General features: G+C 53.6%; 14 protein-coding genes. 5 read left to right on the top strand and 9 right to left on the bottom strand.

Annotated elements, in window-relative coordinates:
- Positions 1-16 precede the first annotated feature (16 nt).
- From EI42_RS20305 to EI42_RS20315, 3 genes are read right to left on the bottom strand one after another with little or no spacing between them, the layout of a single operon-like run.
- Positions 17-1,204 (bottom strand): pyridoxal phosphate-dependent aminotransferase, encoded by a 1,188-nt coding sequence (locus EI42_RS20305; RefSeq protein ID WP_111324467.1) that lies wholly within the window; start codon positions 1,202-1,204, stop codon positions 17-19.
- On the bottom strand, positions 1,201-2,397 hold the full coding sequence (locus EI42_RS20310) for a M20 family metallopeptidase (protein ID WP_111324468.1): 1,197 nt from the start codon (positions 2,395-2,397) through the stop codon (positions 1,201-1,203). Before EI42_RS20310 ends, EI42_RS20305 begins: the two co-directional genes overlap by 4 nt.
- Entirely contained in the window at positions 2,398-3,573 is a 1,176-nt protein-coding gene (locus EI42_RS20315; RefSeq protein WP_111324469.1) for a CaiB/BaiF CoA transferase family protein, read from the bottom strand.
- 284 nt (positions 3,574-3,857) lie between these two features.
- On the opposite strand from EI42_RS20315, the gene EI42_RS20320 reads away from it, so the two are divergent.
- Entirely contained in the window at positions 3,858-4,727 is an 870-nt protein-coding gene (locus EI42_RS20320) for an isoaspartyl peptidase/L-asparaginase family protein (RefSeq protein ID WP_111324470.1), read from the top strand.
- 68 nt (positions 4,728-4,795) lie between these two features.
- Here the strand turns inward: EI42_RS20320 and EI42_RS20325 are convergent, their stop codons facing one another.
- The 3 genes from EI42_RS20325 to EI42_RS20335 all read right to left on the bottom strand — a co-directional run bounded on the left by EI42_RS20325 (position 4,796) and on the right by EI42_RS20335 (position 7,579).
- The gene (locus EI42_RS20325; protein ID WP_111324471.1) at positions 4,796-5,644 is read right to left on the bottom strand and encodes a class I SAM-dependent methyltransferase; all 849 of its coding nucleotides are present in this window, start codon (positions 5,642-5,644) and stop codon (positions 4,796-4,798) included.
- A 70-nt stretch (positions 5,645-5,714) separates the two neighbouring features.
- The gene (locus EI42_RS20330; protein ID WP_111324472.1) at positions 5,715-6,206 is read right to left on the bottom strand and encodes an NUDIX hydrolase; all 492 of its coding nucleotides are present in this window, start codon (positions 6,204-6,206) and stop codon (positions 5,715-5,717) included.
- A 149-nt stretch (positions 6,207-6,355) separates the two neighbouring features.
- The gene (locus EI42_RS20335) at positions 6,356-7,579 is read right to left on the bottom strand and encodes an MFS transporter (RefSeq protein ID WP_170142779.1); all 1,224 of its coding nucleotides are present in this window, start codon (positions 7,577-7,579) and stop codon (positions 6,356-6,358) included.
- Between the two features lie 377 nt (positions 7,580-7,956).
- On the opposite strand from EI42_RS20335, the gene EI42_RS20340 reads away from it, so the two are divergent.
- A complete protein-coding gene (locus tag EI42_RS20340) occupies positions 7,957-8,484 on the top strand; it encodes a PadR family transcriptional regulator (protein ID WP_111324474.1) in 528 nt (175 codons plus the stop codon).
- Here EI42_RS20340 and EI42_RS20345 read toward each other — a convergent pair.
- Entirely contained in the window at positions 8,473-9,156 is a 684-nt protein-coding gene (locus tag EI42_RS20345; protein WP_111324475.1) for a hypothetical protein, read from the bottom strand. The two genes, EI42_RS20340 and EI42_RS20345, sit on opposite strands and share 12 nt — an antisense overlap.
- A gap of 282 nt (positions 9,157-9,438) precedes the next feature.
- On the opposite strand from EI42_RS20345, the gene EI42_RS20350 reads away from it, so the two are divergent.
- A complete protein-coding gene (locus EI42_RS20350; RefSeq protein ID WP_111324476.1) occupies positions 9,439-9,927 on the top strand; it encodes a hypothetical protein in 489 nt (162 codons plus the stop codon).
- A gap of 364 nt (positions 9,928-10,291) precedes the next feature.
- On the opposite strand, the gene EI42_RS20355 is transcribed toward EI42_RS20350, so the two are convergent.
- Entirely contained in the window at positions 10,292-11,470 is a 1,179-nt protein-coding gene (locus tag EI42_RS20355) for a carboxylate-amine ligase (protein ID WP_211326276.1), read from the bottom strand.
- A 461-nt stretch (positions 11,471-11,931) separates the two neighbouring features.
- Here EI42_RS20355 and EI42_RS20360 point away from each other — a divergent pair, with 461 nt between their 5' ends.
- Together EI42_RS20360 and EI42_RS20365 are read left to right on the top strand one after the other, a co-directional pair.
- The gene (locus EI42_RS20360; RefSeq protein WP_111324477.1) at positions 11,932-12,210 is read left to right on the top strand and encodes an Lrp/AsnC family transcriptional regulator; all 279 of its coding nucleotides are present in this window, start codon (positions 11,932-11,934) and stop codon (positions 12,208-12,210) included.
- Between the two features lie 6 nt (positions 12,211-12,216).
- Positions 12,217-12,807 (top strand): GNAT family N-acetyltransferase, encoded by a 591-nt coding sequence (locus EI42_RS20365; RefSeq protein WP_111324478.1) that lies wholly within the window; start codon positions 12,217-12,219, stop codon positions 12,805-12,807.
- On the opposite strand, the gene EI42_RS20370 is transcribed toward EI42_RS20365, so the two are convergent.
- Entirely contained in the window at positions 12,808-13,623 is an 816-nt protein-coding gene (locus tag EI42_RS20370) for a site-2 protease family protein (protein ID WP_111324479.1), read from the bottom strand. It abuts the gene before it with no gap.
- Positions 13,624-13,918 lie beyond the last annotated feature (295 nt).

Genomic DNA, 13,918 nt, shown 5'->3' on the forward strand with positions numbered 1-13,918 from the left:
TATTTTGAAAGAAGCTTCACCTATCTGCTAGCTCGCAGATTGCCCGAATCCCCTTCTCGATATCCGCTTCGGATGCCGCCAGCGAGATACGGATATACTGACGCGCCACCTGTCCATAGCTGCTACCTGGTGAAGTGAGCACCTGCTTTTCTTCCAGCAACTTGATCGCAAAGTCGGCGCTATCGAGCGCTGCCCGGCCCTCCCGAGGACTGATATCAATCAGCGCATAGAAGGCTCCATGCGGTGTGTAGACGTATCTTCCATACTCCTGTAACAGTTGTACGGCCAGATCTCGGCGGTGCTGGTAGGCTGCCCGCATCTCTTCCACACAATCCTGTGGCCCGGTGAGTGCGGCGGCGGCAGCTCTCTGTGCAACCAGCGTGATATTGGTATGCGTCGCCAGAAGAATATCTTCCAGCCGCCTGATAAGTCCTGTCCCGGTCACGATATAGCCAACGCGCCAGCCGGTCATTGCGTAGGTTTTGGAGAATGAGTAGACGCCAATAAATGTATTGCTTTCAAGTTCTCCCGCTGTGAGCAGCGAGCCAGGGCTGACATGTTCGCCCTCAAAAACCAGTTGATCGTAGCACTCATCCGAGAGCAAGTAGAGCTTGTGCCGCCGGGCAAAGTCCAGCAGGTCATGGACCAATTGCGGCGGGAATACGGCTCCGGTCGGGTTCCCTGGCGTATTGATGACCAGCATTCTGGTGCGCGGCGTGATTAGCTTCTCCATCTGTTCGAGGTCGGGAAGCCAGTCATTGCCTGGATCAAGGGTATAGGGAACAGCCTTGACTCCCAGAGTGCCCAGTTGGAGGTAGTAGAGCGGGAAGCAAGGATCAGAGATCAGCACTTCGTCGCCCGGCTTGAGCGTCGCCTGAAAGGAGGCAAGGAGCGCGTTGGTTCCTCCGGCGGTGACCACGACGTTCTCAGGACGAACTGTATACCCGTTGACCCGGGTGACCTTTTCGGCCAGCAGTGTTCGCAGCCACGGCCAGCCCGGTGGCGGTCCATACGAAATGGGCTCCTGCTCGATAGTCGCGATTGCCGCACGGCGAATGTGGTCCGGGGTGCGGAAGCTTGGTTCTCCCATGTGGAGCGGCAACAGTGGCGGGAGCTGTTCCCCTCTGGCCTCTGCTTCCGCGCGAAGCTGCTGTGCATACGCGATCAAATTTGTTTTTGGTGCTTGCTGAGGTGTTACCGTCATGCTTTGTTGTCCCTGTTCTGCAAAGATAGTGTGATACGTTGAATCAGTCCTGTCAGTAATGCAATCCGTTCGGGTAGGTAGTCAAGCTCAATGTATTCATCTGGATTGTGTGCCTTGCCGCCTCCTGCTCCAAGCCCGTCGATGGTAGGAATACCCAGGCTGGCCGTGGTATTGGCATCAGAGGCACCTCCAGTAGTGAGAGCCTGGATCTGGATACCCAGTTCAGCCCCGGCCTCCTGGGCCATGTGAACCAGATGTGCATTGCGTTCTGAGGGCTCAAAAGGCTGACAGCGAAAGCCACCACTCAGGCTGACTGTTGTGCCCTCAATTTTACGCCGGGAAATAGTTTTCCGTATCGCTCCTTCCAGGGCCTTAATCCCTGCGCGAGTGCTGGCGCGCACATCCATTTCGCAACAGGCATATTCTGGTACCACATTGCCGCGTGTGCCGCCTTGAATGGTCGTGACACTGAGTGAGGTGCCGGGAATCGTGCCGTGCAGTTCCTGCAACAGCCCGACCAGGTGAGCCAGCTCAACAATGGCGTTGCGTCCCTTCTGTGGCTCGACTCCTGCATGTGCTGCTATCCCATGCACTTCAACCCGATAGAGCCCGGAACCCCTGCGAGAAGAGACTACCGAGCCCAGTTCCCGCCCCGGCTCAAGGACAATGACGGCATCGGCTTCCTGAGCAAGCTCTGTGACCAGCGGCTTACTTGAGGGCGAGCCGATCTCTTCATCGCTGTTGAAGAGAAAGGTGATATGCTGATAGTTCCGCTCCTCAAGCAGCTCTACTGCATATATGCCAATCAGCAGGCCGGATTTCATGTCGAGCACGCCCGGACCCTTTGCAATGCGTTTCTCTGGCTCGTTCTCGGCAGCACAAATCCTGAACGGGCGCTGTTGGGCCTCGCCATCCAGGAAAACGGTATCCATATGCCCGATCAGCAGAATACGGGCACCGTTTGGGTTCTCACCGGGATGTGTCGCGATCAGATGATTACCGTACTGAGTCTGGTGATCGAAACGAACTTGATAGCCCTTTTCCAGAAAGCGCCTTTGCAGATAGGCACCGACGCGATCGACTCCTGCTTTATTGTCTGTGCCGGAATCGATGTTTACGATCGCTTCGAGATCTGCCAGGAAAGCATCTAACTCGTTGCGAGCCCGCGCCACGACTGGATGAATACTCTGCATTTAGATTACACCTTCTTTCCTGAATTGTTCAATGGCCTCGACTTGAAACCCGTACTCCTGAAGAATGGCACTGGTATGTTCTCCGAGCGCAGGAGGCTTTGAACGCATCGTTTGAGGAACATCAGAGAGACGTGGAAATGTTGAGAGCTGAGGAGGAGCATTTTCTGCTTCGCGAAAGAGGACACCACGTGCCTGCATCTGTGGATCGTTCAGGGCTTCAGCGAGCGTATAGACTGGACCCACACAGCTATCAAGGTCGCCCAGTTCTGCCATCCACTCATCACGCGTTTTCGTTTTAAAGACGTTGCGCAGGATGGTGAGGGCCTGTTCGCGTTCATCCGGTCCAACAGGTGAATGAAAGGGGAGCAGTTCCAGGTGCCCGATCCGGGTACAGAATGCATGCCAGAATTTGGGTTCCAGTGCGCCAAGCGTCAGAAATTGCCCATCTTTCGTTTCATAGATATGGTAGCAGGGGAGATCTCCCGTCAGAGATGTGCGCCCCGGGAGTGGCTCTTTGCCGGTATGGAGATAGGCCGCGATCTGAAGAGGGAGCAGGGAGAGCAACCCTTCTGTCATGGCGACGTCAACCATGCGCCCTTCACCGGTCTGTTGACGGCCAAGCAAGGCGGTAAGGATGCCGATAACGGCCAGATAGCTGCCGCCGACCAGATCGCCAAATTGGGTTGGTGGCATCATAGGCCTGCCTTCCTGATCACGCAGATGATGCAACAGGCCTGCATACCCGGCATAATTGAGATCGTGCCCGGCTCGTTCGCTGTATGGTCCATCCTGACCATACCCGCTGATAGCGCAATAGATCAGCTCCGGGCGCACGGCCCGCAACCGCTCATAGGCTAGCCCCAGGCGGGCCATTACTCCGGGACGAAAGCTCTCAAGCACGACATCCGCACGCTCGACAAGACGCAGAAAGAGGGCGCGCCCGCTCTCCGTTTTCAGATTCAGAGTCATGCTGCGCTTGTTGCGATTGATGGCCTGAAAATAGAGGTTGATGCCGTTCTGATCGGTCGGGGGCATGGTCCGGGCATAGTCACCTGTGCGGGGCTCTTCCACTTTAATGACATCTGCGCCATAGTCGGCCAACATTTGCGAGGCATAGGCGCCGGGTAGCAAGCGTGAGAGGTCGAGAACGCGGATACCCTGTAGTGGCAAGCTCATAGCTCTCTCCTTTCACACCTCCTGGGAGGTGTTGCGGCTCAGTCTCTTGCTGAACAGAGGCTGTTTTATGGTTGCAAGGCGTATGCCAGATCTTATCATCGTCTGAAACTAGCGTACCAGTCTTTGGAAAGCGTTGTCAATCGCGGTGCTTCTGCTTCCCGCTTTCTCTCTCTGAATGCTCGCTTGATTCGTGGTACAATGCGATGCGGAATAGCCCTTTCTTTAACACGAGAGAGGCTGCTTGTAAGGATAGTATTTTTTCTGATGAGAGGACGTCTTGATCTATGACGATTGCGATTGTTGTGCATGGAGGCGCCGGGAATATTGCACAGGAGCGGGTTGAAAGTGGCATGGCGGGATGTCGTGCCGCTGCTCTGGTTGGTATGGAGATTCTAAAGCGTGGGGGCAGTGCGCTGGATGCTGTCGAGGCGGCAGTGCGAGCGCTTGAAGATAATCCTCATTTCAATGCAGGCACGGGCTCCTGCCTGACATCTGAGGGTAATATTGAGATGGATGCGGGGATAATGGAGGGACATACTCTCCAGGTTGGGGCGGTTGCTAATATCCAGCGATTGAAGAACCCCATTGCACTGGCCCGTAAAGTGCTGGAGAGTCCGCATGTGATGTTGGTTGCTCGTGGGGCGGAGGAGTTCGCTCACGAGAATGGCTTTGCCTTCTGTGCATTTGAAGAGCTCCTGACCGAGCGTCAGAAGATGAACTGGATGCGTGCGCAAGGCAAACTTGCGGCTGAGCCTGAGGATGTAGAAGAGAAGAAGCATGGCACCGTCGGTGCTGTAGCGGTTGATAGCGAGGGGCATCTTGCGGCGGCAACCTCAACGGGCGGCATTGTGAACAAGCGGCCGGGCCGCGTTGGTGATTCACCATTGGTGGGCTGCGGTTTCTATGCGGATGAGCATGCCGCTATTTCCTGTACCGGCTATGGGGAGGATTTTATTCGTCTGATGATCGCCAGACGCGCTGCCGATTTCGTGGCTTCTGGCCTACCAGCACAGCAAGCTGCTGAGGCCGCGATTGCTGTACTTGGCGCGAGGGCCACTGGCACAGGCGGTCTGATTGTGGTCGATCGCGAAGGCAATGTCGGCTACCACTGGAATACGCCGCTGATGATGTATGCGGCTTTGCAGGAAGCGTAGTGAGTGCTATGTTTCACGTGAAACAGAAACCCGGCAAAGAGGGCCAGAGTGTTTCACGTGAAACATTCTTATTTGTAGGCAACCACGCCGAAGGCTTCGGGACGGCGTACGACCCGTTTAAAACCGGCTTCCTGCAAGCGCTTTAACGCGCCACGGGCAACGGTGCCGCTGGACTTGCTCTCCAGATTTCCGATATAGTGGAAGAGCCGCCCGCCGCGTTTCAGGATGCGATAGAGCTCACGATAAAACTGTGCGGAATACAGCTCACCGGCCAGGCTGAAGACGGGGGGATCATGAATAATCCGATCGAATTGGTTATCGGCGAAGGTGGGAACAACCTCATAGGCATCGCCCATACGCTGCTTGATCCTGGGATTGGTGAAGAGATCGCGTGACCAGGGATTCTGACGAGCTATCTCCTGCGCTCCCGGGTCCAGTTCGATCGTGATCACCTCTTGTGCGGTGCGAGCCGCCGCGATCGCTGTGTAGCCAAGTCCGGTTGCGGTATCAAGCACGGTGCCCTGGATCGGGGTGATAGTGGCGATTTTTTTACGGGTATCCTCGCTCGGGTCAACATCCACAATGCGATGCATGGTAAAGCCTGCGATCAGCATTGTAGGCCAGCCATGTGTGGGCATCAGGCTACACATGCGGTTGGTCGCTTCAGAAAACACGCGAATAGGGACTATTTCTCCACCTTCCACGCGGAAACAGTTCACCTCAGCCTGCGCTATGCCCTCAAGCTGCTGCCAGGAAAGCGCCTCTCCGCCCGGGAAGGTAACGCCTGTCTCTGTAAGCGTGACGCTCGTCTGCGAAACGCCGAGATCAGGAGTGATATCAAGCGTAGCACGGCCCGCTTTATGTGCCTCAAGCAGCGCTCTGGCTTGAATAAAAGAAAGTACGATTGATGATGTCATTGCACTATGCTCCAGGATCAACGTCAGGTTTCACTGTAGCATACTGCGTAGAAGCGGTCAACGCCTTCCGCTACTTTGATAAGGGAACCAGCGGGGCGGTCGGTTGTGTGGCTTGCAGAAAGCTCCTGTTGCGGTTGCGATAGTCCAGGTAGTCATTGAACATGCGCAGCTCCTGCCCTTTCAAGATGCGCCGAACCTCTGCCTCAGGGAGCCAGCAGGCTTTATGCCGCAGTGAACCGCCGACAACTTCGCCCGCGAACACAAAATGACAGAGACTCGGCCTGTTCCAGCGGCTGCCCGGCAGGGAATAGAAGTTAATGAAGCCGGTAATGCGCAGGACCAGCCCTGTTTGCTCCTCCCCTTTGCGCTCGGCGGTCTCTTCTGGGGCCTCATTCCATTTAAGCAGTCCTCCGGGGAAGATCACGCGCTTGCGAGAATGACGCAGCATCAAAAAACGGCCATGTTCTTCAACCACAAGAGAAGTGCTACTCAAAGGGGGAAGTTTGTTTCCCAGAAAGAGATTGAGGACGTTGCAAAAGATGCTTGAGAGAGTGTAGAACATAACTCGCTTCCTCCTTGATCGTTGCTTACAAGATCAATGATAGGCGAGAATTGTCATAGCTCTATCACGGAGCTGTCGCGGAATTGTCACAATAGGCGGTCAGGCGTGAGGGCCAGGGGAGGAGAGCGCTTAACCGCCCTCCTCCACCGCTATTGTTTGTTGTCCAGCCGTGCTTCACGCAGAGGCTGATAGAAGATGGCCAGAAACGCGACGAGAAGTTGAGGAATAGCCAGCAACACAATGGTGAGTATTGGCCCTACCCATTGAAGCAGCAGGCTGGTAGCTCCAATGCCAATCGGGCGGGAGCCGCTCATCAGCAACCGATAGGCGCTGTTGACACGTCCAAGAATGTTATCTGGTACCACAGTCAGACGATAACTGTAGAGCGGCACTGTCACTATGGGAACGATCGCATAGCCAGAGATGTTCAAAATGCTCAAAATCAGCGGATCGGGTGCGATGCAGTAGAAGAGCCAGGAGACTGCCCAATAGAGCGCGCCGAGAATGATGAGCCGGGAAAAACCAAGCCATTTCAATAATGGGGTGACCAGCAGTGCTCCAATAATACTGCCCAGACCGCCCGATGAGAGAATAAATCCGGTCGTTGTGCTATCCGCGTGCATGCCCTGAGCAAGCATAATGATAATAAGCGTAAATCCAGCACATGGCGCAAGCAGACCGGTGGTCAGCAGCGCCAAAAAGCGCAGGATAGGGTGCTTCCAGAGCCATATCTGACCTTCCTTCATCTCCTGCCACAAAGTATTCACCGAGGTGGCTTGCTGCTCCTGAAAAGGGACTCTGATACAGACAAGAGAGATCACAGAGGCCACAAAGGAGAGCGCATCAAGGATAAAGGGGAACATGGGCGAGAAACTATACAGCATACCTCCGAGCAGAGGGCCAAGCATCAAACACGTGGAATAGATCACTTCATTCCAGCTTGATGCAGAGGCAAGCTGTTCCCGGGCAACGACGTTGCGCAGTGCAGCTCCCTCGGCCATCTGAAAGAAGACAAAAAGCGAGCCCTGGATGAATGCAACCAGGTAGAGGTGAATAAGAGTCAGATGGCCCAGGAAGTAGGCCAGGGGAATACTTCCCAGAGTCAGGGCGCATCCCGCGTCACTGATAATCATGATGAGCTTGCGATCTTTTCTGTCGGCAAGTGCTCCCGCTGGCAGACAGAAGAGAATATAGGGAAGGGTTCTCAGTACAAGCATAACCCCCGTTTGCAGTGGCGAGCCAGTTAACGCCAGTACCAGGAGGGAAAAGGTGAAGTCTGACATGAAGGAACCGAGAGCAGAGATACCCTGTCCACTGATCAAAGTCAGATACGAGCGATTTTGCCAGAGTGGCTGTGTTTTTGTGACTTGCATAAAAGGTGTTGCCTCTTTCCGGGTCAAAATGGGAAACATCAACTGACGGTGCGGAGGGACACCGCGTTCTGAATGTCAAAAAGAAAGAAGCAACCGCGGTGTCCTGCGACACCGCCAGGGGAGAAAAGGAAGTGGAAAACGTACGCAGAAAAATGACTACTCTCTCCAATAGTAGTAGCCTGTTGTTCTGTTTGCGTCGTATTTCCGCCGCATAAGCCTGACGCTGTCGCTTATGCGGCTTTTCTTATCATGAGGAGAACTGCTTGTTGGCTGGTATTCATAGATAGGACTATGCCATATCGAAATGCTGTCTGTCAAGAGAATAGCTATCCGATGCGCTGCTGTCGTGTGATAAAATCGGGTACGGGAGGGATGATATGCAGATACGAGAGCCAGCAGAGTACGCAATCCTTGGCCTGCTGAGCGAGCAGCCAATGCATGGATATGAGATGTTTCAACGGTTCGAGCATGGCACACTGGGTGAAATCGTGCACCTGGAGATGAGCCAGATGTATGCGTTTCTCAAAAAGCTGGAGCGGCTTGAGGCGATTGAGGCGGTCATTGAGAAGCAGGGAGCGCGTCCACCACGCAAGATCTTCCATCTGACCGAGCAGGGGCGAGCAACCTTTACAGCCTGGCTAACGCAGCCAGTGGAGAAGCCGCGGGACATTCGGATTCTCTTTTTAATCAAACTCTATTTTCTCTTGCGCCTGCATCCCGAACGAGCCGAGATGCTGATAGAGGAACAGATTCAGGCCTGCGAGCGCTTCCTGAGCTATCTACAGTCGCGTCAGAACGAGGGTGAACCTTTTTTTGATCATGTTGTTTTGCGCAGTCGCATCTATCAAACGCAGGCGCTCCTTGAATGGTTGCGAGAGCTACGCGCTATGCGGCTACAGCAGTGACGCCAGCCGGAGATGGAAGCGCGGGTTATAATCTTTGTCGCAACTGCTACAGGAGACCGGTTGCGAATAGCGGCGGGCGCGTGGATATTGCTTCTTACAGTGCGGGCACTCATACAGGTAGCGTAGGGGCCGTGCCGCTCTGCGGGCCTTTTCCCGTCGTTGACCTTCTTCATGGAGCAGGGCGCGGAGCTCTTCCAGACTATAACCGGTAATGGCCGCTTCCTCAACGGCGATCGCATCGAAGCCGTGATGTCGGTGGCGCCGTGGGGTGCCATTGACGCGATCGGCCAGATGAATTAGTTCATGTGCAATTGTGACTTCAATTGACTGTGGCTGCATATCAGGTTCAATAAAGATCAGATGCCAGTGGACGGGGGCCATCGTATGGGGAGAACCGGAGGTCGGGCGCTGAGCGTCGGCGCGTTGGGTGCTCAGATAGCAATAACAGCCAAGCACGAGCGGGTTGAGCCGCTTCCCTGTCCACCGCGCAAACTCCCGTCGATCCTGGGTCATAGCCAGAAACGGAAGTTCTGCTGTGGGAAGAGCCAGTTTCTCCCAGTAATGGATCAGCCAGCGCAGAAGCGTTTGAGTATCCCCATGAATGATTGGTTCATCCTGTTGAGGTGGCGGCGCAGGAGCGCTTTTCTTTCTAGCGCGTGGGGCGGTGGTCATATCTCTCCTTCTTACGATTCAGGTGACGAAACGGCATGCAGGATAGAACGTGATGAGCGTTACCGCTGTTTTCGCCTGCATCCCTGCAAAGACACGTGCGAGAGTGATAGTAGTTTCCAGTATATCAAGCAGGAAGATGAGGTGCAAGTGTAGGCTGTGTTGTGTGTCAGTTTAGATCAGCGTTTTTTGCTGAAGGTATTCTTGACACTACATGTATACGGTCGTAAGATGAGGGCAAAGTAATCAGAACCAGTCCTCCGTTCTGTTAAGGAGCCACACGCGATGTCATTTCAAATTTGCATCAAAACGGCAAAAAGCCTTCGTCAACTCGCCTCTGAGATACGGGATGTGCTCTCTTTGCCACCTTTTACTGAGAGCGTCTTTGATGGCGCGCCCTATTGTCAGTTTGAGGTGCTTGGCATGCTGATTCTGCTGCATGAAACCGAGAAAGAGGAGCGAGACCCGGAGGTCAGTGACTTTCCCTATGCATTTGATCTGCAAGCAGCCTTTATGGAACATGATCTCAATACTGATCCAATGGAAGAATTGCTTCAGCCATATTATGCTCAGTTGCTTTCATTTCATCTGAATGTTGAGACGGCGTATAGAGAAAAGAAACAGATCGGGCAACACTGGCAGGTACGCTATTGCTACCTGCAAAAGAATCCGCAGTGGGATGGCTCGGTTCTTTTTGGTGAGGCCGGTTGGGAGCCAGCGGTCAGACGAACGGCGGTGAGCCCCTGGCGAACGATGCTCCCTCCTGCTCGATGATGACTTTGTGCATGTGTGATTCTGGCTTTTCTCCTTACCCGGTTGGCATTCTTACGGACGTCGGTTCTTTGACAGGCCCACAGCGCTGCGCCCGGCAGCAGCCATAGAGTTGTATCTTGTTAAGAATACCTGGCTGGAGTGCTTGGATAGAGTGCTCAGAGCGTACTCCAAACAGAGCACGTGCTTCTCTACAAATACTCTCTACTGCTACTGCGGCGAGCATCGCTGCCGTCGCCAAGAAGCGACTGACTATGGATGGTAGTGCATGCTCTATGCTGCTTTCATCGTTCCCTGTGTCTGCATTCGTGCGTGGCTGTTCTCCGGTCAACAGAGGGCCACGGTGCTACCGGGACAATGAAATACTCTAGACGATATCGATGGCTGTTTGCTCTATAATGTAGTCAACAACCGCTTCAAGGTGGTGATTGCGCTGATAGACGCGTCGCTGCCGTTTTGCGCCATTTCCTTCTCGTAGGACCTTTTCCACCTGTCGCGTGACGGCATCCCAATCTCCAAAGAGTTCAAGTGAAGGACGAATCCTGGCAAGGAGTTTTTCAACCAGTTGGTAGGCGGGGACAGCTTCTTCTGTTTCAAGGTCAACAAGTTCGGCATCTAACCCATAGCGAGCCGCACGCCAGTGAGCGACACGCAGGAGTTCCTGACGGGCCGGGAAGAATGGCTCATTGTTCAGGACTTTTTGATAGCAGGTATGAAGCAGAGCACGAGCCATCCCTGCCAGCATAATCGCCTCGTTAATGGTCAGGCAGACATCGGCAACACGGATCTCAATTGTAGGAAAGCGCTCGGAAAGGCGCATATCCCAATAAATCTTTGTTGGATCGGTGATGCAGTTTGTTTTGACGAGGGACTGAAGCAGGGACTCATATTCTTCAAGCGAGGAGAAAATCTGCGGGGGTCCTGATTGTGGCCAGCGGGACCACTGGGTAGAGCGAAAGCTGTCATAACCGGTATCTGTCCCCCACCAAAACGGTGAACTGGCACTGATTGCCAGCAAGCTCGCCAGCCAGATACGGGCATGGTTCATCACCTGTATGCCAATACGTCGATTCGGGATACCAACATGAATATGACAGCCGAGAATAGATTGCTCGCGGGCAATCTGCTGGAAGTCGCGTTCGAGCGCAAGGTAACGCTCCTGTGGCGTAATCATCTGTCGGGACCAGTGAGAGAAGGGATGTGAGCCCGATGAGGCGATACGACAATCAAACCGAGAGGCTGCATCGATCACTCCTTTACGCAAGCGAACGAGGTGTTGCTTTGCCTCATTCAGCGTGGAACAGATAGGTGTGGCAATCTCTATCTGCGAGAGATGAATTTCAAACTGAACATCATTGCCCAGGATCTTTTTAGCTTCCTGGATCACCGGTTCAGCCTGTGAACTCATGTCACGCGTCAGAGGATCGATGATCTGGTATTCTTCTTCGACACCGAAAGAGAAGTGTTCCGGCGAGGGCATGCAGGACGCCTCCTGTAGGAAGGTTGTAACATTTTGCATTGTACGAGGTAACGATGTGTCAACCATGATAAAGTAGCCTCCTTTTGTGTCCCCCTTTATTTGTACAACTAATTGGGCATCGGTAGCAAGAGAGGGAGCGGCTTTTACCTTGATTGAACTAAAAAGAGAGATAGAGTAGTATATTTGGAAAGAAACGGGTTGATGTGAAACTCCTGTTAGAACGGTATACGCACTATAACCCGAGTGAGATTCAGCGGCCTTACTGGCGTATTGTATCGTACAATCATTAATACGTTTGATTGGAGTTGTTGGTTTGCATATCGCGCTTGAGCGCCAACATATTCGTTTCCTTCGAGGTCGCTTTTGCTGTGCTTCATCTTGCCTCGATTGGTATCCACGTGATACAGTACTGCATGGAGATGATGCCAGAAACGCCCGAGGAGAGAAGCAGTATCCATGTATCAGTGTTTTTGTATGGCATCAGATAAGGGTGTTTTCTTTTTCGTTTCTATCACGGAGGATCTGCTATGGTCAGTGCAATCGTTTTGATGAATGTGCAGCGAGGGGAGGTCAATGAGACGGCGCAGCGGTTGCTGGAGATAGAAGGGGTATCTGAAGTGTATTCGGTGACTGGAGAGTACGATCTTGTTGCGATCGTTCGTGTGCCGCGCTATGAAGATCTGGCGACTGTAGTGACCGGTCGAATGCCGCAGATAACGGCTATTCTCAAGACGCACACTCTGACTGCCTTTCAATGCTATTCAAAAGCCGACTTACAACAGGCCTGGGATCTGGGGATCGAGTAGGAAGGTATGTTGCTACACACTGAGCGCCTGGTATTACGTGAATTTGTGCGGTCCGATTGGCGAGCCGTGCTTCGTTACCAGGCCCACCCGTTATATTTGCGCTACACCCCCTGGACAGAGCGGACAGAGGCGGATGTGCGCAGTTTTGTCAATATGTTCCTGAGCTGGCAACGTGAGCGCCCTCGTTTACGCTTTCAGTTCGCGATGGAACTGGATGGACAGCTCATCGGCAATTGTGGGATTCGCACGAATATGCAGCAGCCCTGGGAGGCGAATATTGGCTATGAGCTGGATAGCCGCTATTGGGGAAGAGGCTATGCCACCGAGGCTGCCCGTGAATTGCTGCGGTTCGGCTTTGAGGAATTGCGCTTCCATCGTATTTGTGCGCAGTGTATCGCGGAAAATCTGGCTTCCGCTCATGTCCTTGAACGAATCGGCATGAAGCGGGAGGGGCATTTGCGCGAAAACGAGTGGATGCGCGGGCGCTGGTGGGATACGCTGGAATATGCCATTCTGGAGAGCGAATGGAAAGCGCTGTATTACCCCGCAAACGATTCGCCTGAGCGTGAATATTCTCCCCTGCTCTATGGCGGATGACTAGGGGAGAACCTGATTGATATAGTTCAGCAGTGAGGATGTGGTCCACCATCCATACCCTAACGCGACGGCGAGTAGCAGATAAATACAGGCGATCAGCAGCCGTTGCTTGACCGAAATCGGGTCAAGTGGAAGTTGGGGCTTGCGAAAACTGACAATCGTCATCGTGACGCTGATCAACAAGAGCAGGAGCGTCAGCAGGCTGAACGCGATCAGCAAGGGCGACGAGAGGTTAAAGGTATCCTTGAGTAGGATCAGCCCCAGTGGTAACCCGAGCACGAATGACCAGCGCCAGAGAATCGGGGCCACACGCCCGCCATCCAGCGGCTGAAGCGGGAGCAAATTCAAGAGATTGAGATAAAAGCCGACATAGGAGAGCACCAGCCACATACGCGCATGCCCGAAGAGAAAGCATAGGTGTAGATCGAGCGGATCAGACGGGAAAAAGAACTGCGTGGGACAATCCTGTGAACTGGCATACATCGCCATTGCGTAACAAAAAGCGGCTCCCAGACCACCAAAAAAGGGACCAGAGAGCGCGATGAGTGCTACATCCTCCGCCTTGCGTATCGGGGGAATCGCCACAAACGCGCCAAGTAGCGGGATAAAGAAGGGGCCGCGTGTCGGGATGCGCTTCAACCAGAGCACGATCAAATGACCGAGCTCATGCAATAGGAGTATACCCATAATACTCAGGGCCACAAACCATGAGCGAAAAAGGAGCTGCATCACCAGCACGCTGACAAGAATCGAGGCTGGTGGGAGACCGTATTTGATCCACGGGCGCATCGTCCGTGAGCGAAAGAGCTTTTTCATGCGGGGTATGCCTCCGCCGGGTTGCTCTCTTCGGACATGGGTTTCTCCTCTTCGATGAATCATAGTGGTGGGGAAAAGGGTTCGTTGAGAAAAACAGAATCGATCTCTTTTTATGTTCCGGGCACATTCATGCTGAGAACGTCTGGAAGGTTTCCCCTGTGACCGTTGCTGAGTTCTTCATATTATACCTTCTCTGGTCTCCTTTGCTCAATGCTTCTTTTTTGGGGGCGAGAACGCTGCGCGAAACACTTGTAATACAGGATCGGTAAAGCTACAATGGAGAAAACCACCACTG

Origin of the sequence: Thermosporothrix hazakensis (assembly GCF_003253565.1) — a bacterium.
GTDB lineage: Bacteria > Chloroflexota > Ktedonobacteria > Ktedonobacterales > Ktedonobacteraceae > Thermosporothrix > Thermosporothrix hazakensis.

Coding starts and splice junctions, on each gene's coding strand:
- EI42_RS20345 (WP_111324475.1), bottom strand. CDS start 9,156: ATGACCACCGCCCCACGCGCTAGAAAGAAAAGCGCTCCTGCGCCGCCA.
- EI42_RS20335 (WP_170142779.1), bottom strand. CDS start 7,579: ATGCAAGTCACAAAAACACAGCCACTCTGGCAAAATCGCTCGTATCTG.
- EI42_RS20365 (WP_111324478.1), top strand. CDS start 12,217: ATGTTGCTACACACTGAGCGCCTGGTATTACGTGAATTTGTGCGGTCC.
- EI42_RS20340 (WP_111324474.1), top strand. CDS start 7,957: ATGCAGATACGAGAGCCAGCAGAGTACGCAATCCTTGGCCTGCTGAGC.
- EI42_RS20360 (WP_111324477.1), top strand. CDS start 11,932: ATGGTCAGTGCAATCGTTTTGATGAATGTGCAGCGAGGGGAGGTCAAT.
- EI42_RS20310 (WP_111324468.1), bottom strand. CDS start 2,397: ATGCAGAGTATTCATCCAGTCGTGGCGCGGGCTCGCAACGAGTTAGAT.
- EI42_RS20305 (WP_111324467.1), bottom strand. CDS start 1,204: ATGACGGTAACACCTCAGCAAGCACCAAAAACAAATTTGATCGCGTAT.
- EI42_RS20325 (WP_111324471.1), bottom strand. CDS start 5,644: ATGACATCATCAATCGTACTTTCTTTTATTCAAGCCAGAGCGCTGCTT.
- EI42_RS20330 (WP_111324472.1), bottom strand. CDS start 6,206: ATGTTCTACACTCTCTCAAGCATCTTTTGCAACGTCCTCAATCTCTTT.
- EI42_RS20355 (WP_211326276.1), bottom strand. CDS start 11,470: ATGGTTGACACATCGTTACCTCGTACAATGCAAAATGTTACAACCTTC.
- EI42_RS20315 (WP_111324469.1), bottom strand. CDS start 3,573: ATGAGCTTGCCACTACAGGGTATCCGCGTTCTCGACCTCTCACGCTTG.
- EI42_RS20370 (WP_111324479.1), bottom strand. CDS start 13,623: ATGAAAAAGCTCTTTCGCTCACGGACGATGCGCCCGTGGATCAAATAC.
- EI42_RS20350 (WP_111324476.1), top strand. CDS start 9,439: ATGTCATTTCAAATTTGCATCAAAACGGCAAAAAGCCTTCGTCAACTC.
- EI42_RS20320 (WP_111324470.1), top strand. CDS start 3,858: ATGACGATTGCGATTGTTGTGCATGGAGGCGCCGGGAATATTGCACAG.